The organism is Falsiroseomonas sp. (assembly GCF_051860665.1).
Classification (GTDB): domain Bacteria; phylum Pseudomonadota; class Alphaproteobacteria; order Acetobacterales; family Acetobacteraceae; genus Falsiroseomonas.
In genome coordinates this window covers 222073-246009 of the sequence record NZ_JBHYDM010000006.1, presented here as the reverse complement: position 1 = coordinate 246009, position 23937 = coordinate 222073, and the positions used below count along the sequence as shown (strand labels likewise).

General features: G+C 72.1%; 26 protein-coding genes and 1 tRNA gene. 19 read left to right on the top strand and 8 right to left on the bottom strand.

The features are described 5' to 3' along the window. Positions 1-58 precede the first annotated feature (58 nt). The 5 genes from rlmB to ACTIF1_RS09370 all read left to right on the top strand — a co-directional run bounded on the left by rlmB (position 59) and on the right by ACTIF1_RS09370 (position 2500). A complete protein-coding gene (gene rlmB, locus ACTIF1_RS09390; RefSeq protein ID WP_439596140.1) occupies positions 59-919 on the top strand; it encodes a 23S rRNA (guanosine(2251)-2'-O)-methyltransferase RlmB in 861 nt (286 codons plus the stop codon). After that, positions 916-1683, top strand: coding sequence for a 2-keto-4-pentenoate hydratase (locus tag ACTIF1_RS09385; protein ID WP_439596133.1), 768 nt, complete (start codon positions 916-918; stop codon positions 1681-1683). The genes rlmB and ACTIF1_RS09385 overlap by 4 nt, the downstream gene beginning before the upstream one ends. 110 nt (positions 1684-1793) lie before the next feature. Beyond that, positions 1794-2021: a hypothetical protein gene (locus tag ACTIF1_RS09380; protein WP_439596132.1), complete on the top strand. Its 228-nt coding sequence runs from the start codon at positions 1794-1796 to the stop codon at positions 2019-2021. A gap of 60 nt (positions 2022-2081) precedes the next feature. Next, positions 2082-2156 (top strand) — tRNA-Thr (locus ACTIF1_RS09375). A gap of 179 nt (positions 2157-2335) precedes the next feature. Next, positions 2336-2500: a hypothetical protein gene (locus ACTIF1_RS09370; RefSeq protein ID WP_439596131.1), complete on the top strand. Its 165-nt coding sequence runs from the start codon at positions 2336-2338 to the stop codon at positions 2498-2500. A gap of 4 nt (positions 2501-2504) precedes the next feature. Here ACTIF1_RS09370 and mdoH read toward each other — a convergent pair whose 3' ends face one another. From mdoH to ACTIF1_RS09345, 5 genes are all read right to left on the bottom strand, one after another. Beyond that, positions 2505-4676: a glucans biosynthesis glucosyltransferase MdoH gene (gene mdoH / locus ACTIF1_RS09365; RefSeq protein WP_439596130.1), complete on the bottom strand. Its 2172-nt coding sequence runs from the start codon at positions 4674-4676 to the stop codon at positions 2505-2507. Continuing rightward, a complete protein-coding gene (locus ACTIF1_RS09360) occupies positions 4664-6190 on the bottom strand; it encodes a glucan biosynthesis protein (protein WP_439596129.1) in 1527 nt (508 codons plus the stop codon). The genes mdoH and ACTIF1_RS09360 overlap by 13 nt, the downstream gene beginning before the upstream one ends. 226 nt (positions 6191-6416) lie before the next feature. Continuing rightward, positions 6417-7109 (bottom strand): hypothetical protein, encoded by a 693-nt coding sequence (locus tag ACTIF1_RS09355; RefSeq protein WP_439596128.1) that lies wholly within the window; start codon positions 7107-7109, stop codon positions 6417-6419. 46 nt (positions 7110-7155) lie between these two features. Beyond that, complete coding sequence (locus ACTIF1_RS09350) at positions 7156-7992, bottom strand: hypothetical protein (protein ID WP_439596127.1); 837 nt, start codon at positions 7990-7992, stop codon at positions 7156-7158. 121 nt (positions 7993-8113) lie between these two features. Beyond that, the gene (locus ACTIF1_RS09345; RefSeq protein WP_439596126.1) at positions 8114-8599 is read right to left on the bottom strand and encodes a CYTH domain-containing protein; all 486 of its coding nucleotides are present in this window, start codon (positions 8597-8599) and stop codon (positions 8114-8116) included. 67 nt (positions 8600-8666) lie between these two features. Between ACTIF1_RS09345 and uvrB the strand changes: the two genes are divergently transcribed. Together uvrB and ACTIF1_RS09335 are read left to right on the top strand one after the other, a co-directional pair. Continuing rightward, positions 8667-10877 (top strand): excinuclease ABC subunit UvrB, encoded by a 2211-nt coding sequence (gene uvrB, locus ACTIF1_RS09340; RefSeq protein ID WP_439596125.1) that lies wholly within the window; start codon positions 8667-8669, stop codon positions 10875-10877. A gap of 101 nt (positions 10878-10978) precedes the next feature. Next, on the top strand, positions 10979-11221 hold the full coding sequence (locus ACTIF1_RS09335) for a hypothetical protein (protein ID WP_439596124.1): 243 nt from the start codon (positions 10979-10981) through the stop codon (positions 11219-11221). A gap of 9 nt (positions 11222-11230) precedes the next feature. On the opposite strand, the gene ACTIF1_RS09330 is transcribed toward ACTIF1_RS09335, so the two are convergent. After that, positions 11231-11560, bottom strand: a complete 330-nt coding sequence (locus tag ACTIF1_RS09330; RefSeq protein ID WP_439596123.1) for a hypothetical protein — start codon at positions 11558-11560, stop codon at positions 11231-11233. A 123-nt stretch (positions 11561-11683) separates the two neighbouring features. Here ACTIF1_RS09330 and ACTIF1_RS09325 point away from each other — a divergent pair, with 123 nt between their 5' ends. The 9 genes from ACTIF1_RS09325 to ACTIF1_RS09285 all read left to right on the top strand — a co-directional run bounded on the left by ACTIF1_RS09325 (position 11684) and on the right by ACTIF1_RS09285 (position 19985). Next, positions 11684-12475: an SDR family oxidoreductase gene (locus tag ACTIF1_RS09325; RefSeq protein WP_439596122.1), complete on the top strand. Its 792-nt coding sequence runs from the start codon at positions 11684-11686 to the stop codon at positions 12473-12475. Next, positions 12472-12882: a dihydroneopterin aldolase gene (locus ACTIF1_RS09320; RefSeq protein ID WP_439596121.1), complete on the top strand. Its 411-nt coding sequence runs from the start codon at positions 12472-12474 to the stop codon at positions 12880-12882. The genes ACTIF1_RS09325 and ACTIF1_RS09320 overlap by 4 nt, the downstream gene beginning before the upstream one ends. Positions 12883-13199: 317 nt before the next feature. Continuing rightward, positions 13200-15158 carry an excinuclease ABC subunit UvrC gene (uvrC, locus tag ACTIF1_RS09315; RefSeq protein WP_439596120.1) on the top strand — a complete coding sequence of 653 codons (1959 nt, stop codon included), beginning with the start codon at positions 13200-13202 and terminating at the stop codon, positions 15156-15158. Positions 15159-15183: 25 nt separating this feature from the next. Next, on the top strand, positions 15184-15831 hold the full coding sequence (pgsA, locus tag ACTIF1_RS09310) for a CDP-diacylglycerol--glycerol-3-phosphate 3-phosphatidyltransferase (protein WP_439596119.1): 648 nt from the start codon (positions 15184-15186) through the stop codon (positions 15829-15831). Between the two features lie 8 nt (positions 15832-15839). Then, complete coding sequence (locus ACTIF1_RS09305) at positions 15840-16577, top strand: hypothetical protein (RefSeq protein ID WP_439596118.1); 738 nt, start codon at positions 15840-15842, stop codon at positions 16575-16577. Positions 16578-16587: 10 nt separating this feature from the next. Continuing rightward, entirely contained in the window at positions 16588-16839 is a 252-nt protein-coding gene (moaD, locus tag ACTIF1_RS09300) for a molybdopterin converting factor subunit 1 (protein ID WP_439596117.1), read from the top strand. Between the two features lies 1 nt (position 16840). Further along, entirely contained in the window at positions 16841-17302 is a 462-nt protein-coding gene (locus ACTIF1_RS09295; RefSeq protein WP_439596139.1) for a molybdenum cofactor biosynthesis protein MoaE, read from the top strand. Continuing rightward, positions 17299-18645: a hypothetical protein gene (locus tag ACTIF1_RS09290; RefSeq protein WP_439596116.1), complete on the top strand. Its 1347-nt coding sequence runs from the start codon at positions 17299-17301 to the stop codon at positions 18643-18645. Before ACTIF1_RS09295 ends, ACTIF1_RS09290 begins: the two co-directional genes overlap by 4 nt. After that, on the top strand, positions 18642-19985 hold the full coding sequence (locus ACTIF1_RS09285; RefSeq protein ID WP_439596115.1) for a hypothetical protein: 1344 nt from the start codon (positions 18642-18644) through the stop codon (positions 19983-19985). Before ACTIF1_RS09290 ends, ACTIF1_RS09285 begins: the two co-directional genes overlap by 4 nt. Here the strand turns inward: ACTIF1_RS09285 and ACTIF1_RS09280 are convergent. Further along, positions 19979-20332 carry a SnoaL-like domain-containing protein gene (locus ACTIF1_RS09280; protein ID WP_439596114.1) on the bottom strand — a complete coding sequence of 118 codons (354 nt, stop codon included), beginning with the start codon at positions 20330-20332 and terminating at the stop codon, positions 19979-19981. The genes ACTIF1_RS09285 and ACTIF1_RS09280 overlap by 7 nt on opposite strands. Before the next feature lie 107 nt (positions 20333-20439). Next, positions 20440-21009, bottom strand: a complete 570-nt coding sequence (locus ACTIF1_RS09275; protein WP_439596113.1) for a GNAT family N-acetyltransferase — start codon at positions 21007-21009, stop codon at positions 20440-20442. A gap of 159 nt (positions 21010-21168) precedes the next feature. Here ACTIF1_RS09275 and ACTIF1_RS09270 point away from each other — a divergent pair, with 159 nt between their 5' ends. Genes ACTIF1_RS09270 through ACTIF1_RS09260 form a run of 3 tightly spaced genes read left to right on the top strand, consistent with a single transcriptional unit; the run spans position 21169 to position 23895 of the window. After that, positions 21169-21783, top strand: a complete 615-nt coding sequence (locus ACTIF1_RS09270) for a MarR family winged helix-turn-helix transcriptional regulator (RefSeq protein ID WP_439596112.1) — start codon at positions 21169-21171, stop codon at positions 21781-21783. Then, positions 21780-22487 (top strand): response regulator, encoded by a 708-nt coding sequence (locus ACTIF1_RS09265; RefSeq protein ID WP_439596111.1) that lies wholly within the window; start codon positions 21780-21782, stop codon positions 22485-22487. Before ACTIF1_RS09270 ends, ACTIF1_RS09265 begins: the two co-directional genes overlap by 4 nt. 10 nt (positions 22488-22497) lie before the next feature. Continuing rightward, on the top strand, positions 22498-23895 hold the full coding sequence (locus ACTIF1_RS09260) for an ATP-binding protein (RefSeq protein ID WP_439596110.1): 1398 nt from the start codon (positions 22498-22500) through the stop codon (positions 23893-23895). The last annotated feature ends 42 nt before the right edge of the window (positions 23896-23937 follow it).

The following is a 23937-nucleotide window of genomic DNA, read 5'->3' as shown; positions in this document are numbered from 1 at the left end:
GCGCGGCAGTGGCGAGCCCAAGGCGCCGCGCAGCGCCCCGCCGCCCACCCCCACCCGCCTGCCCCGCCCCTCCCAGGCCGCCATCGCCCGCGATGCGGCGCCCGGCGGCACACTGTGGCTCTATGGCCTGCATGCGGTGGCCGCGGCGCTGGCCAATCCGCGCCGCCGCCTGAAGCGCCTGCTGCTGACGGTGGAGGCCGAGGCGGCGCTGGCCGAGCGCCTGCCCCGCGCCGCCTGGCGCCTCTCGGCCGAGCGGGTGGAGCGCAACCGATTCCAGACCTTCCTGCTGGAGGATTCGATCCACCAGGGCGCCGCCCTGCTCTGCGAGCCCCTGCCGCCGCTGCCGCTCGAGGATTGCATCGCCGCCCGTCCCGGCCCGGTCCTGGTGCTCGACCAGGTGACGGATCCGCGCAATGTCGGCGCCATCCTGCGCTCCGCCGCCGCCTTCGGCGCCGCCTGCGTGGTGATGCAGGACCGCCACGCGCCGCCCGAGACCGGCGCCCTGGCGCGCGCCGCTTCCGGCGCGCTGGAGCTGGTGCCGATCTCACGCGAGGTGAACCTTTCGCGGGCCATCGTCGCGCTGCAGAAGGCCGGCTTCTGGGTGCTCGGCCTGGCCGGGGAAGGCAAGCGCACCTTGGGCGAATCGGTGCCGCGCGACCGCCGCTGCGTGCTGGTGCTGGGTGCGGAGGATGCCGGGCTGCGCCGCCTGCAGCGGGAGACCTGCGACGAGCTGGTGCGCCTGCCGATGGTGCCGGAGGTGGAGAGCCTGAACGTCGCCGCCGCCGCCGCCGTGGCGCTCTACGAGATCGCCCGCGGTGCGCTGCCGGACGACGAGGCGCCGGACCCGCAGGATGGCATGGTCGACGGCGACGAGGACGATCGCGCCCCCGACCTTGCGGAGGAGGAAGACCCGGAATGACCAGCCCCGCCGCCACGGCCATCCTGGCCGCCCGCCATGCCCGGCAGAACCTGGCGCCACTCGGCGCCGCCGCGCCCGCGGATCCCGCCGGCGGCTATGCCGTGCAGCGGGAGGTGGCGCAGGCCATGGGCGCCATTCCGCCCGCCGGTTTCAAGATCGGCGCCACCACCCGGCAGATGCAGGCCTATCTGGGCCTGACCGGCCCGGCCGCCGGCTTCGTGCCGGCCGCCGGGCTGCATGCCACGCCGGCGCGCGTCCGATTCGCCGATTTCGTGGCGCCCGGGGTGGAGTGCGAGGTGGGGCTGCGACTCGGCGCGGACCTGCCGGCCGGCCGCTGCACGCGCGAGCAGGCCCAGGCCGCGGTGGCGGAGGTCTTCGCCGCCATCGAGATCGTCGAGAAACGCTATGACGACCTCGCCGCCCTCGGCACGCCGACCCTGATCGCGGATCAGGTCTTCCATGCCGGCGGCGTGCTCGGCGCCCCGGCGGCGGGCTGGCGCGACCTCGATCTCGGCGCCACGCGGGGACGCATGCATGTGGCGGGGGCGCTGCGCGGCGAAGGCCTGGGCGCCGACCTGCTCGGCCATCCGATGGAGGCATTGGCCTGGCTCGCCGCCTCCCCGGCCGCGGAGGTCTTCGGCGGGCTGCGGGCCGGCCAGGTGGTCTTCCTGGGCTCCGTCACCCCGCCGATCTGGATCGAGGGTCCGGCGGAGGTCGTGGTGGAATTCGACACGCTCGGCCGGGTGGATCTGCAGTTCGTCTGAGGTCGCCGCGGCATTCATGCTCCGGCAACCTCGGCCGTGGCATCTTCCCTCAGCCGCGGTCCATCCTGCGGCCATTCGCCAGGACGGCGCCCCCCGATACTGGGACCGTCATGCGTATTGCCGAATGGAACACCCTTCCCGAAGACCTGCAGCTGGTGCTGTCGCGCGAAGCCCTGCGCCGCGCGGCCGAGACGCTGGCCGAGCACGCGGAGCTTCTGGCCGAGGAAATGGAGCGCGGCACGCTCTCCGACCGCGGCGGCCCGGATGCGCTGCGGCTGTTTGCCGCGGTGGTGCGCGCCACCAATGACGATGCTTTCGGCCAGGTGGGGCATGCCTGAGCGGGCCTCGCGCCCGGCTGCTTGAGCCGCGGCGCCCGGCGCGCTAGTGCTGCGCGGCTCGCCGGGTTAGCACAGCGGTAGTGCAGCGGTTTTGTAAACCGAAGGTCGGGGGTTCGATCCCCTCACCCGGCACCACCCCATCCCCACCCCTTCACCAAGCCGCGCGCGATTTCCCAAGCCCGATCGTTTACTTCAATTCAGCCGCTTTACTTGGGATGTAACTTTTCTTGTCCGCAGGCGGCTCAATCAAGCCGGTTGCGCGTCTCGGGGGAAAACATCACAATCCGGGGAGCATCAGCCGGATCCCCCCGCACATGGCCATCAAATCCGCCTTCCTGCCTGCCGTGCCGGAGTCCGGCCCGGCGCAGCCGCGCGCGGCGGAGCGGCTGAGCCTGCGCTGGTGCCTGGCGATCATCGGCGGAACCTCCGCCCTGCTCTGGCTCGGCATCGGGCAGATCGCGGCGCAGCTGGCCGGCTGAAGCTTCAGCCGGCGGACTCCACCAGCCGCCCCGCGGCCTCGGCCTCCGCGGGGCCCGCCAGCGCCAGCAGCCGCGCGATGCCGGCGGCGTCGCCCAGCACCGCGGCCTTTTCCGCGCGCGTCAGCCCTTCCAGCGCCTGCGGCAGGGCCTCCGCCTCCGCCACCTTGGCCTGGCCCATCACCAGGGCCGGGTCCAGCGGATCCAGCCGCGGGCGGCGGGGCGGCGGCAGCATGCGCAGATGCGCCACGCGCAGTGCAGGATCCGCCGCCAGGCGCTGCACCGCCTCCATCGGCCGCGCCTCCGCCACCAGGCGGCGGCGCAGGGTATGGGCGCGGTTCAGCACCGCGGGCGGCGCGCTTTCCTCCGGGATGGCGAGCAGGCCGAGTCGCCGCAGCATCCCGGCCGGCCGGGCCGTCAGCGCCGCCAGGGGCACCGCCAGCGCCAGGCCCAGCGTCACCGGCAGCATCCACAGCGCCAGGAAGGGCGAGACCAGCCAGGAGGCGATGCCGAAGAGCAGGCCGAACAGCGTGTGCCGCCAATACAGCCGGACAACGGCGCGCCAGGGCAGCGACCCGTCATCGCGCTGCTGCGGCTGCCAGCCCGAATCGCGGCCGGTGAGGATGGAGGCCACGTCCACGCTCTGCGTCAGCATCGTCACCGGCGCCAGCAGGCCGGCCACCAGCGTCTCCACCAGCATGCTGAGGAAGGAGCGGATGGTGCCGCCGATGCCGCGCCGTTCCTCCGCCTTCAGCAGCAGCAGGAACCAGGCGAGCAGCTTGGGCACCAGCAGCAGCGACATGGTGCCGATGAACAGCCACATGGCGCGCACCGGATCCACCACCGGCCAGTCCGGAAACAGCGAGGGGCCGGAGGGGAAGTAGTTCGGCCGGATGAAGCGCACCTCCAGCGCGCCGAAGACGCCCACCACCAGGAACAGCAGCCAGAGCGGCGCGGTGATATAGCTGCCGATGCCGGTGAACAGGTGCAGCCGGCTGATCGGGTGCAGTCCGCGCGCCGGCAGCACCGCGGCATGCTGCAGATTGCCCTGGCACCAGCGCCGGTCGCGCACGGCGAGGTCGGTGAGCGAGGGCGGGCTTTCCTCGTAGCTGCCGCGCAGCGCCGGCACCATATGCACAGCCCAGCCGGCACGGCGCAGCAACGCGGCCTCGACGAAGTCGTGGCTCAGGATATGCCCACCGAAGGGTTTCGGGCCGCGCAGCGTCGGCAGCCCCGCATGGTCCGCGAAGGCGCGGGTGCGGATGATGGCGTTGTGGCCCCAGTAGTTGCCCTCCGCCCCGTGCCACCAGGCGATGCCGGCGGCGATCATCGGGCCATAGACCCGGCCGGCGAATTGCTGCATCCGGGCGAAGAAGGACGTTCCGCCGACGATCACCGGCAGGGTCTGGATCAGGCCCACATCGGGATGGGCCTCCATCGCCGCCGCCAACCGGACCAGCGCCTCGCCCTCCATCACGCTATCGGCGTCCAGCACCAGCATGGCGGGATAGGCCGCGCCGAAGCGCTGCACCCATTCGGCGATATTGCCGGCCTTGCGCTCATGATTCTTCGGGCGGCGGCGGTAGAAGATGTGCTCGTGGTCGCCGGTGCGGGCGCGCAGCGCCAGGAAGGCGGCTTCCTCCGCCACCCAGGCATCCGGGTCGGTGGTATCGCTCAGGATGAAGATGTCGAAGTGCCGGCCCCGGCCCGTCGCCGCCAGGCTTTCATGGATCGCCTGCAGCCCGGCCATCACCCGCGCGGGCGGCTCGTTATAGACCGGCATCAGCAGGGCGGTGCGCTGGCGAAGCTCCGGCAGGGGGGCCGAGGGGTCGATGCCCAGCCGCCTTCCGCCGCCGGCCAGCAGGCTGGCGAAGCCGCAGAGCGCGCTGATGAAGGACAGCGCGATCCAGCCGAAGAGCGCGACGAAAAGCCCGAGCAGGATGATCTGCAGCGCGGTCGGCCGGCTGATATCGAGCGCCAGGCCCATCTCATGCGTGCCGAAGGCGGTCAGCGCCACCGCGCCGCCCAGCACCAGCACCCGCCGCAGCGCCATGAACCGCGGGGCGGAGGGGCGGGAGGCAGGGCCCGGCGCCGGCGCGGCGCGCAGCGACTGCACCGGCATCTCCAGCGGCGCCTCGGGCGGCAGCGCCGGGGCGAAGTCGCGGCTCAGGCCGTCCATCGGTAGAGCCAGGTCTCGGTCAGCGGACGGTCGCCCAGCTTCAGCAGGGCGCGCAGCTCCACCAGCCGCGCCGCGCCCGGCACCAGTTCGAAATGCACGCGCCAGCCGCCATTCTGGGCATTGCGCTGCACCACCGGGTTGCGGATCTCGCCGGCGCTCTTCGACAGGTCGAGCGTGGGCGTCACATCGGCCGGCACCTCCCCCGCCTTGCCGCCGGCGATATCCAGCACGAAGAGCCGCCCGCTGCGGCCGGCGGCGCCGATGCGCGTCTCGCGGATCTGCGCCAGCTCGGTATTGCCCGGGAAGACCGGCATCCAGTGCAGGCGATAGACGTAGTTGTATTCCTCCCCCGGGCGCATCGGCTGTTCCGGGCGCCAGAAGGCCACGACATTGTCGTGGATCTCGCTGTCCGTCGGGATCTCCACCAGCTGGATGCGGCCGGGGCCCCAATCGGCGATCGGCTCCACCCAGAGCGAGGGGCGCCGCTCATACAGCGCCTCCAGGTCGTTATAGCCCTGGTAGTCGCGGCGGCGCTGCATCAGGCCGAAGCCGCGCGGATTGACCTCGGCGAACTGGCTGACCTGCAGGTCGCGCGGATTGTGCAGCGGGCGCCAGATCTGCTCGCCGCGGGAGGTGGCGATCATCAGCCCGTCCGAATCATGCACGGCATTGCGGTAGTCATCGGCCCCGGCGCGGTCATTGGGGGCGAAGAAATACATGCTGGTCAGCGGCGCCACGCCCACCGCCGTCACCTCCACCCGCGGATAGATCACCGCCTGCACGTCGAAGACGGTGTGGTCGCCGGGGCGGATGGTGAAGCGGAAGGCGGCGGCGGCGCTCGGGCTGTCGAGCAGTGCATGCACCACCACCGAATTCGCCCCCGCATGCGGGCGCTCCAGCCAGAAGGCGCGGAAGACGGGGAATTCCTCCCCGGCCGGATCGGCGGTCTTGATGGCAAGGCCACGGGCCGAGAGCCCGTAGTTCAGCCCGCGCCCGACCGCCCGGAAATAGGAGGCGCCAAGGAAGGCGCAGATCTCGTCGAAGACGCCCTGGGTGTTCAGCTGGTGGTGGATGCGGAACCCGGCATAGCCGAAATCGGCCGGCGGGGCGGCGCGATCCCCCAGGGTGAAGGCGGAGGGATCGTAGGGCACCGGGCGTGACCGGCGATCCACCACCTCATGCAGCTCGACCTTCTGCGCATAGAGGAAGCCGCGGTGGAACAGCTGCACCTGGAAGCCGCGATCCGCATCGCGCCAGAGCGCGGCCTGCGGGTTGAAGCGCAGCGTGCGGTATTCGTCGTAGCCGAGATCGGTGAAGCCGCGCGGCAGGGTGGCATCGGGCGCACGATAGGCGCCCTTGGCGAGCTCGCGCGCCAAATCCCGAACCGTGCTGTCGCTGAAGGGGGTGGCGGGGGCATTGCCGGGCGCGGCCTGCTGCGCCTCCACCTCCTCCCCACTGGCCTTCAGGAAGAGCGCGGCGGCGGCTGCGGCGGCAAGGGCGTTTCGACGGTACAAGGGGAACCCCAATCGGCGCGGATGAAACGCCGGCCCCGACCGCGGCGTGCATCGCCTGGGCCGAACCGGCGTTCCACGTAACGAGGGCGAAGCCCACGCGGTTGCATCGTCCATGCCGCAGCGCGGAAATTCTCCGCCGCGCCCTCCGCGGTGGCATGTCCCTGGCACAGCGGCGTGCCAGGAACGGTCGCGGCGCCGGATTCAGAGGCCCGGCGCCGCGCGTGCCTCAGGCCACGTCGCCGGGGCGGCGCAGCGTCGGGTCATTGGCCAGGGGCACATCGGCATGCGCCCGGCCGATCGACCGGCCCGTGCCATAGCCCTCCGGATTCCGGCTGCGCTCCGCGGCCGGATCCCAGCCGCCGCTGCGCCATTCCTGCTGGCGCGCGTCGACGTCGATCGGGCCATGCTGCTGCAGGATCCGCTCCACCTCGGCCGCCCGGCTGTCATCGGTGCGCACCGCGACCAGATGGCCGCCGCGCCGCAGACCCTCGGAATAGGTGGTGGCGCTTTCCTCCGACACGCCGGCGGAGGTCAACGCCCCCAACAGCCCGCCCGCCGCCGCGCCAACGCCGGCGCCGGTGAGGGTGGCGATCAGCCAGCCCGCAGCCACCAGCGGCCCGACGCCGGGGATGGCGAGCGCGCCGATGCCCGCCAGCAGGCCCGCCCCGCCGCCGACCACGGTGCCGAGGGAGGCGCCGGTGGCCGCGCCGGTCTCGGTGGCCGGCTCGGTCGTGGTGGTGCGCGTCGTGCCGGCGCCGCCGGCCAGCGAATCGGCGCCGGTGACGGTGGCGCCTGCCTCGGCGGCGCTGCCCATGTAGGTGATGTCGCCATGGGCGAAGCCGGCCGCCTCAAGGCTGCGGACCGCCGCATGGGCGGAGGCGGAACTGTCGAAAAGCCGGGCTATGGTGCGTTGGGTCATGGTCGTTTCCTTGTTCACATGGGGTCGCGGAAGGGCGCGGGCCGCGTCACGGGGTGGCGACGATATTGCCCTGGTAGTCCATCGCGACGCCGGTCATCTGGCCGTTGCGCATGGCGCGGCCGCGCCAGACGCCCTGCTCATCCAGGCGCAGCTCCTGCACATCGGCGTAGCCGGCATCGCCGATCCGGGCGCGGGCCTGGCCCTCCGTGAAGGAGTTGGCGCCAGCGAGCGGCGCGCCCGCCCGCCGCGCCTCGCCGCCACCCTGGGCCGGGGCGGCCGGGGTGGTGGTGCCGGTGGCGGCGCCGGGGGCGGCAGGCGCCGGGCTGGTGGTGGTGGTGCCATCCGGCTGGACGCGCTGCGCCGTGGTGCCGGGGCGCTCCGTGCCGGACGGGTCGCGCGAGCCGGGCAGCGGCGCCGCCGCCTGGCCCGGTGCGGCCGTGGCCGGGGCGGTGCCGGCGCCGACGCTGCTGCCGGGGGCCGATTCGGCGCGGCTGCCGGCCGGGCTCGGCGCGGTGCCGACCTGGGGCATCGCCTGGCCACGCCCGCCCTGCGGCTGCGAGGGATCCGCCGGGGTGACCCGCGGCGCCGTCTCCGCCTGGCTGGCGCTGCCCTGGCCCGTGGTGCCCTGGCCCGGGGTGCCGCCCATGCCGGGCGCATTGCCGGCGCGGCTGCCCGGGGCCATCGGCGTGGGATTCACCGATTGCGCGGTAGCGCCGGCGTCCTGGCCGCCGCTGCGGGGCGCCTGCTGCTGCGTCATGGGCTGGCCGCTGGCGCCGAGATTGGGGGTGGTGGCGCTGGGCGAGGTGCTCTGGGCGAAGGCGGCGCCCGCGAGGCCGAGCGTCGCGGCGACCGCGCCCGCCAGGGCTTTATGCCGATTGCGCATGTGGTTTCCTCCGTGTTCCGTGCGGGTGCGGGGGCACCCATACGATCAGAACGCGGCTCGACCCGGGCCGTTCGTCTCGCCGCCGAGACGGCGGCGCACAGCGGCGCGAGGATCCGGCGCTTCAGCCGGCCTGGTCGCCGCGCGGGGGGCCGGTGAGCGCGAGGGCGGCATTGGCATAGCGCGGGTCCTGCGTGACTTCCGCCCCCAGCCAGGCGGGCAGCGGCGGCGTCGCCCCCGCATCGGGCAGCTCGACCTCCGCCAGCACCAGGCCGGCCAGGCGCTCCGGCGCCTCGAAGACATCGACGGTCCAGATATGCCCTTCATGCGGCACGGCATGGCGCGTCTTGGCCAGCGGCGGCGTGGCGCAGAGGCCAAGCAGCGCCTGCGCATCCGCGAGCGGGATCGGGTATTCGAATTCCGCCCGCACCAGCCGGCCCGGCCCCTTGATGGTCAGGTAGCCATCCGGCCCCGCGATCCGCACCCGCACCACCGCCGGGCCAGGGCCGGTGGAGAGATAGCCCTGGCGGATCGGCAGGCCCGGGCCCTGCGCGGCCTGCCGCCAGGCCTCGCCGGCCACCAGGAACTTGCGCTCGATCTCGATGCCCATCCCGCCTGCCCCCTGCCCGCCAGGCCCACTACCATTGGCGCGGCGGAGCGCCCACATTCGCCACGCCATGAACATCCTGACCCCCGTCGAGTTCTTCCCGCAGAAGCGGCCGGTGCCCCCCTCCGGCACCCCGCTGCGCGTCGTCTCCCCCTATGAGCCGAATGGCGACCAGCCGACGGCCATCGCCACCCTGCTGGAAGGGCTCGCGCGGGGGGAGCGGGACCAGGTGCTGCTGGGCGTCACCGGCTCGGGCAAGACCTTCACCATGGCGAAGGTGATCGAGGCGGTGCAGCGGCCGACGCTGGTGCTGGCGCCGAACAAGACGCTGGCGGCGCAATTGTACGGCGAGATGAAGTCCTTCTTCCCCGACAATGCCGTGGAGTACTTTGTCAGTTACTACGACTACTACCAGCCCGAGGCCTACGTCCCGCGCACCGACACCTATATAGAGAAGGACGCGCAGATCAACGAGCAGATCGACCGCATGCGGCACTCTGCCACGCAGTCGCTGCTGGAGCGGTCCGATGTGATCATCGTGGCCAGCGTCTCCTGCATCTACGGTATCGGCTCGGTCGAGACCTATTCGCGGATGGTGGTGAAGCTGGAGCGCGGCGGCAGGATCGAGCGCGACGTGCTGATCAAGGGCCTGGTCGAGCAGCAATACCGCCGCAACGACAGCGCCTTCCAGCGCGGCACGTTTCGCATCCGCGGCGAGACGGTGGATATCTGGCCGTCCCAGCTGGAGGATCGCGCCTGGCGCGTCAGCCTGTTTGGCGACGAGATCGACGGGCTGAAGGAATTCGACCCGCTGACCGGGGAGATCACGGCGGATCTCGACCGCGTCGCGATCTATGCGAACAGCCACTACGTGACGCCGCGGCCGACGATGCAGCAGGCGATCGTCAGCATCAAGGCGGAGCTGAAGGAAAGGCTGGCGGAGCTGCATGCGCAGGGCCGGCTGCTGGAAGCCCAGCGCCTGGAACAGCGCACCACCTTCGATATCGAGATGCTGGAGACCACTGGCGTCTGCAAGGGCATCGAGAACTATTCGCGCTATCTCACCGGCCGGAAGCCGGGCGAGCCGCCGCCCACGCTCTTCGAATATCTTCCGGAAAATGCGCTGCTGGTGGTGGATGAGAGCCACGTCACCGTGCCGCAGATCGGCGGCATGTATCGCGGTGACTTTGCCCGGAAGTCGGTGCTGGACGAATTCGGCTTCCGGCTGCCGTCCTGCAAGGACAACCGGCCCCTCAAGTTCGAGGAATGGGACGCCTATCGCCCCACCACCGTCTTCGTCAGCGCGACGCCCGGGCCCTGGGAGATGGAGCGCACCGGCGGCGTCTTTGCCGAGCAGGTGATCCGGCCCACCGGACTGGTGGACCCGGTGACGGAAATCCGCCCCGTGGAGGGCCAGGTGGACGACCTGCTGGCCGAATGCCGCAAGGTGGCCGCCGCAGGCGGCCGCGTCCTGGTGACCACGCTGACCAAGCGGATGGCGGAGGACCTGACGGAATACATGACGGAGACCGGCATCCGCTGCCGCTACCTGCACAGCGACGTGGATACGCTGGAGCGCATCGAGATCATCCGCGACCTGCGCCGCGGCGTCTTCGACGTGCTGATCGGCATCAACCTGCTGCGCGAGGGCCTCGACATTCCCGAATGCGCGCTGGTCGCGATCCTGGATGCGGACAAGGAGGGTTTCCTCCGCTCCACCACCGCGCTGATCCAGACCATCGGCCGCGCCGCGCGCAATGTGGAAGGTCGCGTGGTGCTCTATGCCGATGTGATGACGGAAAGCCTGAAGAAGGCGCTGGGGGAGACGGCGCGGCGCCGCCAGAAGCAGCAGGACTGGAACGCGGCGCATGGCATCACGCCCACCTCCATCCGCCGCGACATCTCCGACGTGCTGCAATCCGTCTATGAGCAGGATTATGTGACGGTCGAGGCGGTGGAGGGCGATGCCACCGCGCAGTTCGTGGGCAAGGATATCGGCGCCACGATCCAGGAGCTGGAGAAGCGCATGCGCGCCGCCGCCGCCGACCTGGAATTCGAGGAGGCCGGCCGGCTGCGCGACGAGATCAAGCGGCTGGAGGCGCTGGAGCTCGGCCTGCAGCCGAACCTGGCCGGGCGATCGCTGCAGGACAGCGCGCCGCGAACCGGCCCAGGCGGCAAGGGCCGGGCGAAGCAGGAGTGGAAGCCGAAGCCGATGGGCCCCGGCGGCGGCGGCTATGACCCGAACAAGGCCAAGGGCGGGCGCGGCCGCCGGCGCGGCTGACCTGCCAGGGTTGGGGCGGGCATAAGGCAAGGCCCGCCCTATCGCCGCCGCAAGCCGCTGGCCTATTGGCGCCCTGTGCAACCAGACAGGGATCAATCCCCATGGCCTTTTCCGCAACTCGCGGCCTGCTTCGCCTGGCGCTCGTCGGCGCCCTCCTCATCCCGCTCGCGGCCTGCGAGGGCCTGTCCCGGCGCGAGCAGCGCGCGCTTTCGGGCGGCGCCATCGGCGCGGCGGGTGGCGCGGCGGTGGGTGCGTTGACCGGCGGCTCGGCGGTGACCGGCGCGCTGATCGGTGGCGCCGGCGGCGCCGCGGTGGGCGCGCTGACCGGCGGCGGCCGGCGCTGAGGCAAGGCCTCAGCGCCCCAGCCCGACTCCGCATTCCGAAAGCAGGCCCGCGACACTGCCGCGGGCCGATTGCGCCAGCTGCGCCACCCGCATCGAATCCTGCGCCGGCAGCCCCTGCACCAGGCAGGCGGCCAAGGCGGGGGCGGCGGCACCCCCCGCCATGGCGCAGCGCCCCGCCGCGGCGGCGACGCGCTGGCAGAATTCGCGCTTCTGCTGCTGGGTCTCGGCCGGGGCGATCAGGCCGGGGACGCCCTGCGCGCCCCGGCCCGGCAGGGTCAGCCCCTGGCCGAGCGCCGGCCCCGCCGCCAGCATCGCCACCATGGCCAGCGCCACCCGCATGCAAACCTCCCGCCCCGTGCCGCCACCAAGCTGGGCCACCAAGCCTGGGCCAACTGGCCGGGTCAAGCCGAGGCCCTGGGCGGAGTGGCCTTGGCGACGGCGAAGAGCTATCTCCCGCCTCGCATGAGCATCCCCCTCTCCCCCGCCCTGCCGCGGGCGGCCTTCGTCACCGGCGGCGGCAAGCGGCTCGGCCAGGCGATGGCCCTGGCCCTGGCCGAGGCCGGCTTCGATGTCGCCATCCACTACGGCACCAGCGCGGCGGCGGCGGCCGAGACGGTCGCCCGCATCCAGGCGCTCGGCCGCCGCGCCGTGGCGCTGCCCGCCGATCTGGCGCGGGAGGCGGAGGTGGCGCCGCTGATCGGCCAGGCGCAGGCGGCGCTGGGGCCGATCGGCGTGCTGGTGAACAATGCCTCCACCTTCGAACGCGACGAATGGGACGATGCGACCCGGGAAAGCTGGGACGCCCATCTGGAGGCCAATCTCCGCGCGCCCTTCGTGCTGTGCCAGGCCATGGCCCGGGCGCTGCCGCCGCAGGCGGAGGGGGTGATCGTCAATCTGCTGGACCAGCGGGTCTGGTCGCTGACGCCGCATTTCGTCTCCTATACCGTCTCCAAGGCGGCGCTCTGGACGCTGACGCAGACCCTGGCGCTGGCGCTGGCGCCGCGTATCCGGGTGAATGCGATCGGCCCCGGCCCGGCCCTGCCCTCCCCGCGCCAGAGCCAGGAGCAGTTCGACCGGCAATGCGCCTCCGTGCCCCTGCGGCGCGGCACGGGGCCGGAGGAGGTGGCGCGTGCCCTGCTCGCCATCCTCGCTTTGCCCGCCATGACCGGGCAGATGATCGCACTCGATGGCGGGCAGCACCTGCAATGGGCGCCCAGTGGGACCACGGGCAGCGCCGCGGAGATCCAGGAATGATCCAGGCCCCCCTCTACGCCCCGGATGCCGAGCGCGGCACCCGGGTGGTCTTCGTGCGCGGGCTGGACCTGATGGCCCGGCTCGGCATCCATCCGCATGAGAAGGCGGCGCCGCAGCGCGTGGTGCTGAGCCTGGAGCTGCTGGTGCAGGACGATGCCGCGCCGGACTCCATCGGGCCGGATGAGTTCCGGCGGGTGGTCGACTATGCCCGCATAGTGGAAACCGCCCGCGCCGTGGCGGCGGAGGGCCATCTCCTGCTGGTGGAGACGCTGGCCGAGAAGTTGGCCATGGCGGCCCTGGCGGATCGCCGTGTGGAGCGCGTGCGCGTCACGGTGGAGAAGCCCGACGCATTCGCGGATGTCGTGACAGCCGGCGTCGTGGTGGAGCGTCGTCGCGCCGGGATGTGAAAGGATACGCGGGTGGAAAGGCGGCACCGCTGAACTTTTCCACTGAACTCACGAAAAAGAGAGCAGCATCAGCCTGTCAACCCTGAAGTTACACTTGACGCGCGATTGCCGGACAATCCGGAGCAAATGTCGAGCGGGATCAAAAGGTTAACAAAATCGCCCAAATCTTAGGCAATGATGTGTGACTGGCGGATGACGGCCATTTCAGCCGCTTCCGCACCCGGATCTCCACAGAGTTTTCCACAGCTTCGGTGGAAAAGCCGGACCGCCCCCCTTCTTCTCCCAGCCCTGCGCGCAATGCATGGCAAGAGCCTGTCATGACCGAATACGAGCCCCCCGATTCTGCGTCCGATCCCCCGCCTCCCGCCGCCGCGCCGAGCGGCCTGGCGGTGATCGAACGCGCGCTGGAGACGCTGCCGCTCGCGCCCGGCGTCTACCGCATGCTCGATGCCAAGGGGGATGCCCTCTATGTCGGCAAGGCGCGCAGCCTGAAGCGGCGGGTGCATGCCTATACCCAGCTCTCCCGCCTGCCCGAGCGGCTGCGCCGTATGGTCTTCGAGACCCGCAGCCTGGAGGTGGTGACCACCGGCAGCGAGGCCGAGGCGCTGCTGCTCGAAGCCAATCTCATCAAGAAGCTGCGGCCGCGATTCAACATCGTGCTGCGCGACGACAAGTCCTATCCCTGGCTGGTGATGACGGAGGACCACCCCTTCCCGCAGATCGCCAAGCATCGCGGCGAAAGGCGCAAGGGCGCCAGCTACTGGGGCCCCTTCGCCAGCGCCTGGGCGGTGAACCAGACCCTGACCGCGCTGCAGAAGGTCTTTCTGCTGCGCACCTGTCGGGACACGGTCTTCGACAGCCGCACCCGGCCCTGCCTGCTGCACCAGATCAAGCGCTGCTCGGCGCCCTGCGTCGAGCGCGTCTCGAAGGAGGACTATGCCGCCCTGGTGCGGGAGGCGAAGGATTTCCTGGGCGGCGGCATCCCCTCGCTGCAGCGCAAGCTCGCCGCCGAGATGGAGGAGGCCGCCGAAAGGCTGGAATTCGAGCGGGCAGCCAGCCTGCGCGACCGCATCCGCGGCCTGACCCATGTGCAGGGCAGCGACCGCATCAACCTGGACGGGGTGAACGACGCCGATGTGGTGGCGCTGCACCAGCTGGCCGGGCAGTCCTGCGTGCAGGTCTTCTTCTTCCGCGGCGGCCGCAACAACGGCAACCGGCCCTTCTTCCTGTCCCATGCCAAGGCCGAGCAATCGGCGGAGGAGGTGCTCGGCGCCTTCCTCGCCCAGCTTTATGACGACCTGCCGCCGCCCCCCCTGGTGCTGGTCAGCCACGACCCGCAGGACGCCCCCCTGCTGGCCGAGGCGCTGAGCCTGAAGGCCGGCCGCAAGGTGGAGATTCACCGCCCCCAGCGCGGCGAGAAGCGCGCGGCCATGGACCATGCCGCGACCAATGCGCGGGAGGCGATCGAGCGCCGCATGGCGGAGGGCGCCGCCCAGGCCGACCTGCTGGCCGGCGTCGCCCGCATCTTCGACCTGGCCGCGCCGCCGGAGCGGGTGGAGATCTACGACAACAGCCACATCATGGGCACCAACGCCTATGGCGTGATGGTGGTCGCAGGCCCCGCCGGCTTCCTGAAATCCGCCTATCGCAAGTACGGCATCAAGGGCCCGGCACCCGCCCTGCCCAGCATGGCCCCCACCCCTGCCCCTCGGGGTGGCGATGACTTCGCCATGATGCGGGAGGTCTTCGAACGCCGCTTCGGCCGCGCCCTGAAGGAGGACCCCGGCCGCGAAAGCGAGGCCTGGCCCGACCTGGTGCTGATCGATGGCGGCGCCGGCCAGCTTTCCGCCGCCCGCGAGATCCTGGCCGAGCTGGGCGTGGATGACATCCCGCTGGTCGCCATGTCCAAGGGGCCGGATCGCGATGCCGGCCGCGAATGGTTTCACCAGGCCGGGCGGGACCCGATCCAGCTGCCGCCGCGCGACCCCGTCCTATATTACCTGCAGCGCCTGCGCGACGAGGCGCATCGCTTCGCCATCACCACCCATCGCAGCGGTCGCTCCAAGGCCCTGGTGCGGTCGGAGCTGGACGAGGTGCCGGGGGTTGGCGCTGCGCTGAAACGCAAACTTCTCAATCACTTCGGGTCCGCCCGCGGGGTGCGCAATGCGGCGCTGGCGGACCTCGAGAATGCGCCGGGAATCGGCCCCGCGGTGGCACGGCGCATCCATGGGCATTTCCACCCGGGCGCCGGGGGGCGTAGAGTGCCGGAAGGCTGAGCCAAGATGAACGCCGGATGAATTTGTGCCGACCGACCTTCCCAATCTCCTGACGCTGTCGCGCATCGCGGCCATCCCGGTGCTCGTGCTCTTCGCCACGCTGGGGGAGCCGTGGACGAACCTGGTCGCCTGCGCCGTCTTCTCGGCGGCGGCGATCACCGACTATTTCGATGGCAAGCTGGCGCGGTCGCGCCAGCAGATCAGCGATTTCGGCCGCATGCTGGACCCGATCGCGGACAAGCTGCTGGTCGGCGCCGCCCTGATGCTGCTGGCGGGCAATGGCCAGCTCAGCACCTTCGGCCTGTTCCCCGCCATCATCATCCTGCTGCGGGAGATCCTGGTCTCCGGCCTGCGCGAATACCTGGCGGGGCTGAAGATCGGCCTTCCGGTCACCAACCTCGCCAAGTGGAAGACCGGCTTCCAGATGGGCGCCCTCGGCGCATTGCTGGCCGGGGACAGCGGAGCATCGGTCATCTGGCTGTCCTGGATGCCGGTTTCCCTGATCGGGGAGGTCATGCTGCTGGTCGCCGCGGTGCTGACCCTGGTCACCGGCTGGGACTATCTGCAGGCCGGGCTGCGCCATGTCGGCCGGGCCGGGGCGCAGCCACCGGCGCCGCTGCCCCCGGTGCAGGCCCCGGGGCCGGCCCCGGCGCAGACTCCGCTTCGCTCTTGAGGCGTGCCATGGTGCAGCGCATCTTCCGCCCGAACATCGCGATCACGGGAGCCGACATGGCCGCCGCCTCATCCTGCCCATCCCTGAACCGCCCCGCCCCGCGCGGCGCGGCCCGGTGCGCGCCGCTGCTTGGCCTGCTGCTGCTGGCCGGCTGCTCCACCAGCGAGATCGGCAGCACCCTTTCCTCCGGCTTCGACCGGCTCTGGTCGCCCTTCATGGGTCCCACCAATGTGGTGGCCTCGGACAGCCTGACCGTCCAGCGCGTGCGCGGCGGCAATCCGGCGGTGGAGCCGCTGGTGCCCGAGGGCGGCGATGTCTGGCCGGTGCAGGAGGCCGAGCGCCCCGCGCTGATGGGCGGGCCGGACGAGGCGATGCGCAATATCCCGACCTATCGCCCCTCGCTGATCGAGGGTGCACCCCCGGCCACCTCCCCGGTGCCGACGCCGGGCGACCGCCCGGTGCGGCGTGGCTCCTCCACCCCGCCGGGCAGCCTTGGCGCGCCGGGCGATTTCGCCCGGACGCCGGCCAGCCCGGCGCCCGCGGGCGCCTATTCCCCCCCGCCGGCGCGGCTCGAAGGCCAGCCGATGACGACCCCATCGGGCCGCATCGTCACCGGCACCGGCGGCACGTCGCGGGTGCAGGGCTATACCGGCCCGCAGGGCGGCGGCGCCGTGGTGCGGGACGGCAATGTCGAGACCTGGATCGGGCCGGATGGCCAGACCCGCTCGCGCGTGGTGCCGAACTGAGGGCAAGCCCTTGAAGATCCTCTACTTCGCCTGGGTCCGCCAAAGGGTCGGGCTGGCCGAGGAGGAAGTCGCGCCGCCGGCGGATGTGCGGGATGTGGCCGGGCTGGTCGCCTGGCTCGCCACACGCAGCCCCGGCCATGCCAGCGCCTTCGCCGATCCGCGCCAGATCCGCGCCGCGGTGAACCAGGATTTTGCGAGTCCGGACCAGGCTGTGGCAGCGAGCGACGAGGTGGCCTTCTTCCCACCCGTGACCGGTGGCTGAGATGGCCGGCCCGACCATCCGCGTGCAGGGGTCGCCCTTCGACCTCGGCGCCGAATCCGCGGCACTGACCGCCGGGCGCGTCGATATCGGCGGGCTGGCCAGCTTCGTCGGCCTCTGCCGCGCCGATGACGGCCTGGCCGCGCTGGTGCTGGAGCACTATCCCGGCATGACCGAGCGCGCGCTGCAAAAGATCGCGGCGGAGGCCTGGGCACGCTGGCCGCTGACCGGCTGCACCGTGATCCACCGTGTCGGAAGGCTGGTGCCGGGGGAGCCAATCGTGCTGGTGCTCACCGCCTCCGCCCACCGGGCCGCGGCGCTGGAATCCTGTGCCTTCCTGATCGACTGGCTGAAGACCTCCGCCCCCTTCTGGAAGCGGGAGGAGTTTGCGAGCGGCGATAGCCGCTGGGTGGAGGCCAAGGCGGCGGACGAGGCCGCGGCCGCGCGCTGGACGCAGCCGGCTTGATCCTGCGCCTGGGCGCGATCCTCCTCGGGGCCTTGCTGCTGGTCTGGCCGGCCTTCCTGAATGGCTATCCGCTGGTCTTCAGCGATACCGGCGCCTTCCTGCACCAGACGACCGGCCCGCTGGTGATCTGGGACAAGCCGCACGTCTACGGGCCGCTGATCTGGCTGTTCCATGGGCACACCAGCCTATGGGGGCCGCTGCTGGCCCAGGGGTTTTGGCTGTCGCATCTGCTGTGGCTGGCCCAGCGGGCGCTGTGCGGACGCGCCGGGCCGGGCGTCCATTTGGCCTGCTGCCTGGCCGCAGCGCTGCTGACCACCGCGCCCTTCACCATCGCGCTGCTGATGCCCGACGTCTTCGCCCCGGTGGTGGTGCTGGCGCTGCTGCTGCTGGGTTTCGCCCGCGACTCCCTGAGCCGGGTGGAAGTGCTGTGGCTGGGGCTGCTGGCGGCGATCGGCATCGCGACGCATCTGTCGCACCTACCGCTGGCCCTGGCCCTGGTGGTCTTCGTCGCCCTGGTGGCGCGGCGGCCCTGGCCCGTGCTGCGGGCGGCGGCGCCGCTGGCGGCGGCGATCCTGCTGCTGCTCGGGACCAATCTCTGGGGCCATGGCCGGGCGGTGCTGTCGCCGCACGGCGCCACATTCGCCCTGGCCCGGCTGCAGGCGGATGGGCCGGCCGCGCAGGTCATCCGCGACCGCTGCCCGGCGGCCGGCTGGTACCTCTGCGCCTTCGCCGATCGCCTGCCGATGGACAGCGACGCCTTCCTCTGGGAGCCGGACAGCCCGGTGAACCGCGCGCCGGACGGCACGCCGCGCTTCCTGGGTGGTGCGCTGCTCTCGGCCGAGGCCAGCGAGATCGTGGCCGAGACGCTCCGGACCCACACGCTGGAGGTCGCCCGGACCACCGCGCTGAATGCGCTGCGCCAGATGGGGCTGGCGACGGTGGGGGATACGCTGGTCGAGACCCACCTGGCCGCCGCCGTGCGGCCGCGCATCGCGGAGGGCTTTCCGCCCCGCGAACTGGCCGCCTATGACGCCTCGCTGCAGGCGCGCGGGCTTCTGCCGGCCGCCGCCGAGCCCTTCCTCTTTCCACATGTCCCGATTCTGCTGGCCGGCGCGGCACTGGCGCTGCTGGCCTGGTGGCGCGGCCTGGGGGATCGCCGGCGGATCGGGCTGGTGGTGGGGGTGCTGGTCGGCGTCTCCGCCAATGCCCTGGCCACCGGGGGCCTCTCGAAGCCGCATCTGCGCTACGAAGCGCGGATCCTGTGGCTGATGCCGGTGATCGCCGGGCTGGCCCTGCTGCCGCGGGCGCAGGCGCAGACGGCGCGGCGCGGACCCGCCGGGTGAGCCGGTCCCCGCGCCTGGTGACGCTGCTCGCCCTGCTCGGGGGCGCGTCCTTCCTGGTCTGGCCGGCCTGGCTGAACGGCTACCCGCTGGTCTTCATCGACACCGTCTCCTACCTGCTGCACACCACCGCGCCCGAGGTGCCCTGGGACAAGACCCAGGCCTATGGCCCCTTCCTGCACCTGTTCCACTGGCAGAGATCGCTCTGGCCGCCGGTGCTGGCGCAGGGTCTGATCGCCTCGCATCTCATCTGGCTCGCGCAGGGGGTTTTGCGGGGGCGGCCGCATCCGGCCTGGCACCTGGCGCTTTGCGCGGGACTCGGCCTGCTGACCTCGGCGCCCTGGTTCCTGGCGACGCTGATGCCGGATGCGCTGACCGGGCTGGTGCCGCTGAGCCTATTCCTGCTGGCTTTCGGCCGGCTCACGCGCGGACAGACGCTCTGGGTGGGCGCGCTGGCGGTGCTGGCCGTCGCCGCGCACCTGTCCCACCTGCCGCTGGCGCTGGCGATGCTGGTGCTGACGCTTCTGCTGACCTGGCGCACCGGACCGCTGCTGCGGGCGGGGCTGCCGGTGGCGCTGGCGGTGGTCTTCCTCTGCACCGCCAACGCCCTGGCCTTCGGGCGCTTCACCCCCTCCCCGCACGGCGCCGCCTTCCTGCTGGCGCGGCTGCAGGCGGATGGGCCGGCGGCGGCGCTGTTGCGGGACCGCTGCCCGGAGGCGGGCTGGCACCTCTGTGCCTTCACCGACCGGCTGCCGATGGACAGTGACGAGCTGCTCTGGGACGGCACCAGCCCGCTGAACCGGGAGGCCGATGGCAGCCCACGCGCCATGGGCGCCATGCGCGGCGCGGCGGAAGCGCAGCAGATCGTCGCCGCCACGCTGCGCGCCTATCCGCTGGAGGTCGCCGGCGCCGCGCTGCGCAATGCCCTGGCACAGCTGGGCAAGACCCGCGTGGGCGATACGCTGTCGGCCGAGCATCTGGACCTTTCGGCCCGTCGCGCCATCGCCGGCCATTTCCCGGCGGAGGAGCTGGCGCGCTTCGATGCCGGGGCGCAGATGCGCGGCGCCCTGCCGGCCCTCGCCGAGCCCTGGCTGTGGCCGCACCTGCCGGTCCTCTTGGCCAGCCTGCCGCTGGCGCTGTGGCTCGGCTGGCGGGCGTTGCACGCGCGGGACTCGGCGCGGCTGGCGCTACTGGCCTTCGCCCTCGGTGCGCTCGCGGCCAATGCGGCGGCGGCCGGCGCGCTGTCCAAGCCGCATGACCGCTACCAGGCGCGAATCGCCTGGCTGCTGCCGCTGGCGGTGGGGCTGGCGGCGCTGCCGCGCCGGCCCGGCCCGCTTCAATAGAAGAAGCGCTCCTCCACCACCTTGCCGTCCTTCACCGTATAGAGGCCGATCTCCGCCATCTGGATGCGCTGGCCGGTCTCCTTCACCGTCACATCCATCTCGAAGCGCAGGGCGAACTGGTCGCCATGCACGAAGGGCCCCTCGGTGGTGGCGGAGTGGATCTCGTGGTTCGCGTACCACCACTCGCCCTTGCCCTTCACCGCCTCCCGCCCGCGCAGCTCGGCCATGGGGCCCTCCATCGCCTCGCGGCTCACCACGTCATCCGACCAGTGGCGCTCCCCGGCCTCCTCATGCCGGTCGGCCTTGCAGAGCGCGGCGAAATCCTCGGCGATCTCCCGGATGGTCATGGATTTGTTCCCTCTATGTTCGCGCGAGGGAGGTTAACCAGCCGCGGCCGCCGCCGGCAAGGCTTTTGCGAGCCGGCAAGGCTTGCGATGGGTGCGACGGCCCGGGTTCAGCCGGCGCAGGCGGCGATCAGGCGGTTGATATCGGCCCAGGCGATCTGGCGTTCCGGCATCGCATGGCCCAGCCGCTCCCGCTGCAGCACGGCCCCCAGGATGCCGCCAAAACGCTTGGCGAAGCGCGGCAGCCCCTCCAGCCCCGCCGGCACCGCCAGCGTCGCGGCGTGGGCGCCGTCCTGCTTCATGCGCTGCGCCAGCAGGCCGAGCAGGCTGCGCCCGATGCCCCGCCCGCGCATCTTCTCCCGCACCTCAAGGTGGTCGATCCGCGCAATGCCGGCCTGCAGCGCGGCCTGGGCGAAGCCTTCCAGCTGGTGGCCCGTCACCGCCACCACCACCTGGCCCGGGCGCTTGCGGCCGCGCAATTGCTCCTGCCAATGCAGGATCAGCGCCGCCTCCAGCGGGTCCTCGATGAAATCGGCGTCGAAGACCGCGGTGTGGGAAAGGCGCCAGAGATCGGCATGCAGCTGGCTGATGCGCGCCACATCGCCGACCCGCGCCGTGCGCAGTTCCAACGGCATCAGCGGCCCACCCGCCGCCAGCCCGGCATGGATGCCATTCCTCAATCCTCCTGCCGTCGCGCGCGTCGCTACTCTCGGCCGCGGCCCTGCCCTATATCGGGGGAAACCGCGCCGCGCGATGCCATGCAGGCCGTGGCGGCGCGGAAAGCATCGATAACCCCGGCCCAAAAGGGGACGGGAGGCTCATGGGAACGCATATCGACCATGCCGCTGGAACCTGATCCGCAAGCCAAGGCACTGCCGGCGCGGTCCCTGACGGAGGAAAGGCGGGGACGGGATGAGGACCGCTTCCTTCCCGCCGCCCCTGCGACGGGGCCGCATGCCGGCCGCAACCTGCTCTTCCTGCGGGAGGAGGAGCTGCGCCTGGCGCAGGACCTGCTGTTCTTCGGCTATCGCGACTTCACCGCCGGCGCCGATGCCATCCTGGCCGGGCTCGACATGGGCCGGGCGCATCACCGCGTGCTGCATTTTGTCGGCCGCCGGCCGGGCATCACGGTGGGCGACCTGCTCGGCATCCTGGGCATCACCAAGCAGTCGCTCGGCCGGGTGCTGACGCCGCTGGTGGAGGATGGCTTCGTCACCCAGAGCCCCGGCCGCAGCGACCGCCGGCAGCGGCTTCTCACCCTGACGGACAAGGGCGCGGCGCTGGAGCGCAGCCTGTTCGAGCGGCAGCGGGATACGGTGATGCGTGCCTATCGCGAGGCCGGGCCGCAGGCGGTGGAGGGTTTCCGGCGCGTCATGCGCGGGCTGATGGGGCCGGAGGCGCGCGCGGCGCTGGAACGGCTGGAAGCCGGCCCGGGCCCGGAGACGGGGCGATGAGCGCGGCGGCCGATGCACCCCACCTGCTGGTGGTGGATGACGATGCCAGGCTGCGCGCCCTGCTGCAGCGCTTCCTGACCGAGCAGGGCTTTCGCATCACCGCCGCGGCGGATGCCGCCGCCGCGCGCCATGCGCTGACCTCCGTCAGCTTCGACCTGATGGTCCTGGACGTGATGATGCCCGGCGAGAGCGGGCTGGAGCTGACCGAAAGCCTGCGCCGCGAAGGCCAGGAATTGCCCATCCTGATGCTGACCGCCCGCGGCGCGCCGGATGACCGCGTGACCGGCTTCGAGCACGGCGTCGACGATTATCTGGCCAAGCCTTTCGACCCGCGGGAGCTGGCGCTGCGCATCCGCACCATCCTGCGCCGTGCCGCGCCGCCGCCGGTGGCGGATCTTTCGGGCGGGCCGGTGCAGCTCGGCATCCGCTGGTTCGATCCGCAGCGGGCGGAGCTGCGCGGGCCGGAGGGGGTGGTGCGGCTGACCGGCGGCGAACAGGCGCTGCTGCTGGCCCTCGCCCAGCGCCCGAACGAGGTGCTGAGCCGGGAGGAGATCGCGGTGGCGCTGGGCACGCCCGAGGCCGGGGAGCGCGCGATCGACGTGCAGGTCACGCGGCTGCGCCGCAAGATCGAGCCCGATCCGCGGGAGCCGCGCTTCGTGCAGACCGTGCGCCACCGCGGCTACGTGCTCCGGCCCGGCGCATGAGGGGGGGCACATGAGCCTCGCGCCGGGCGCCAAGCCGCTGCAGGCCGCGGTGCCGGTGCGGCCGGTGCGCGCCTTCGGCCAGCGCCTGCGCACCCTGCTGCCGCGCGGCCTGCTCGGCCGGTCGCTGCTGATCATCCTGCTGCCGCTGCTGATCCTGCAGGGGGTCGCGCTGCAGCTGTTCTATGGCAACCACCTCGATGTCATCTCCCGCCGCCTGGCCGGCGGCGTGGCGGGCGAGATCGGGGTGGTGATCGAGATCATGCAGCGCATGCCCGACCCCGCCGACCGGGCCTGGCTGTTCCGCGACGCCGCCTGGCGGCTGGACCTCGCCTTGGCCTTCGAGGCCGGGGCCAGCCTGGGCGTGCTGCCCGACCGCGCCGCCTCCCTGCCCCTGCTGCCGCTGGAGGACGACCTGGCGCATGCGATGGCGGAGCGGGTGCGGCGGCCCTTCGACGCCGACTGGCAATCCGACCGCCGCAGCGTGATCATCCGCATCCAGCTGCCCGACGGCGTGCTGCATGTGGAGGCGCCGCGCAAGCGCCTGTTCACCGGCACGCTCTACCTCTTCTTCATCTGGCTGGTCGGATCCTCCCTGCTGCTGTTCGGCGTCGCCGCGCTGTTCATGAAGAACCAGGTGCGCGCCATCAGGCGGCTGGCCGGCGCGGCGGAGGCCTTCGGGCTGGGCCGCGACATCGGGCTGATGAAGCCGGAGGGGGCGGCCGAGGTCCGCCAGGCCGCCAGCGCCTTCAACCGCATGCAGGACCGGATCCGCCGCTTCGTGGCCCAGCGCACGGATATGCTCGCCGGCATCAGCCACGACCTGCGCACCCCGCTGACCCGCATGCGGCTCGCGCTCGCCATGCTGCCGCACCGGGCGGAGGCGGAGGAGGATGTGGCGGCGCTGACGGAAGACGTGGAGGAGATGGAGCGGATGGTCGCCGCCTATCTCGCCTTCGCGCGCGGCGAGGCGCAGGAGCAGACCCAGCCGACCGACCTCGTCGGGCTGGTGCGCGAAGTGGCCAAGAAGGCGCGGCGCGATGGCGCGGTGGTGGTGGTGGAGGCGCCGGAGGCACTGGAACTGCCGCTGCGGCCGGATGCGCTGCGGCGCTGCCTCGCCAATCTGCTGGACAATGCCCGCAAGCATGCGCGGCGGGTCAGCGTGACGGTGGCGGAGATTCCCCGCGCCGAGGCCGGGGCCTGGGCGCAGGTGACGGTGGATGACGACGGGCCCGGCATTCCGGAGGCGCAGCGGGAGGAAGCCTTTCGCCCGTTTGCCACGCTGACGGCCGGCGGCACCGGCCTCGGCCTCGCCATCGCGCGGGACATCGCGCGCGCGCATGGCGGAGATATCGTGCTGGAGGACAGCCCGCTGGGCGGGTTGAGGGCGCGGGTGCGGCTACCGGTCTGAGTGCGCCGCCCTCTCCCCCAGGCAGGGGGAGAGGGCTTTTCG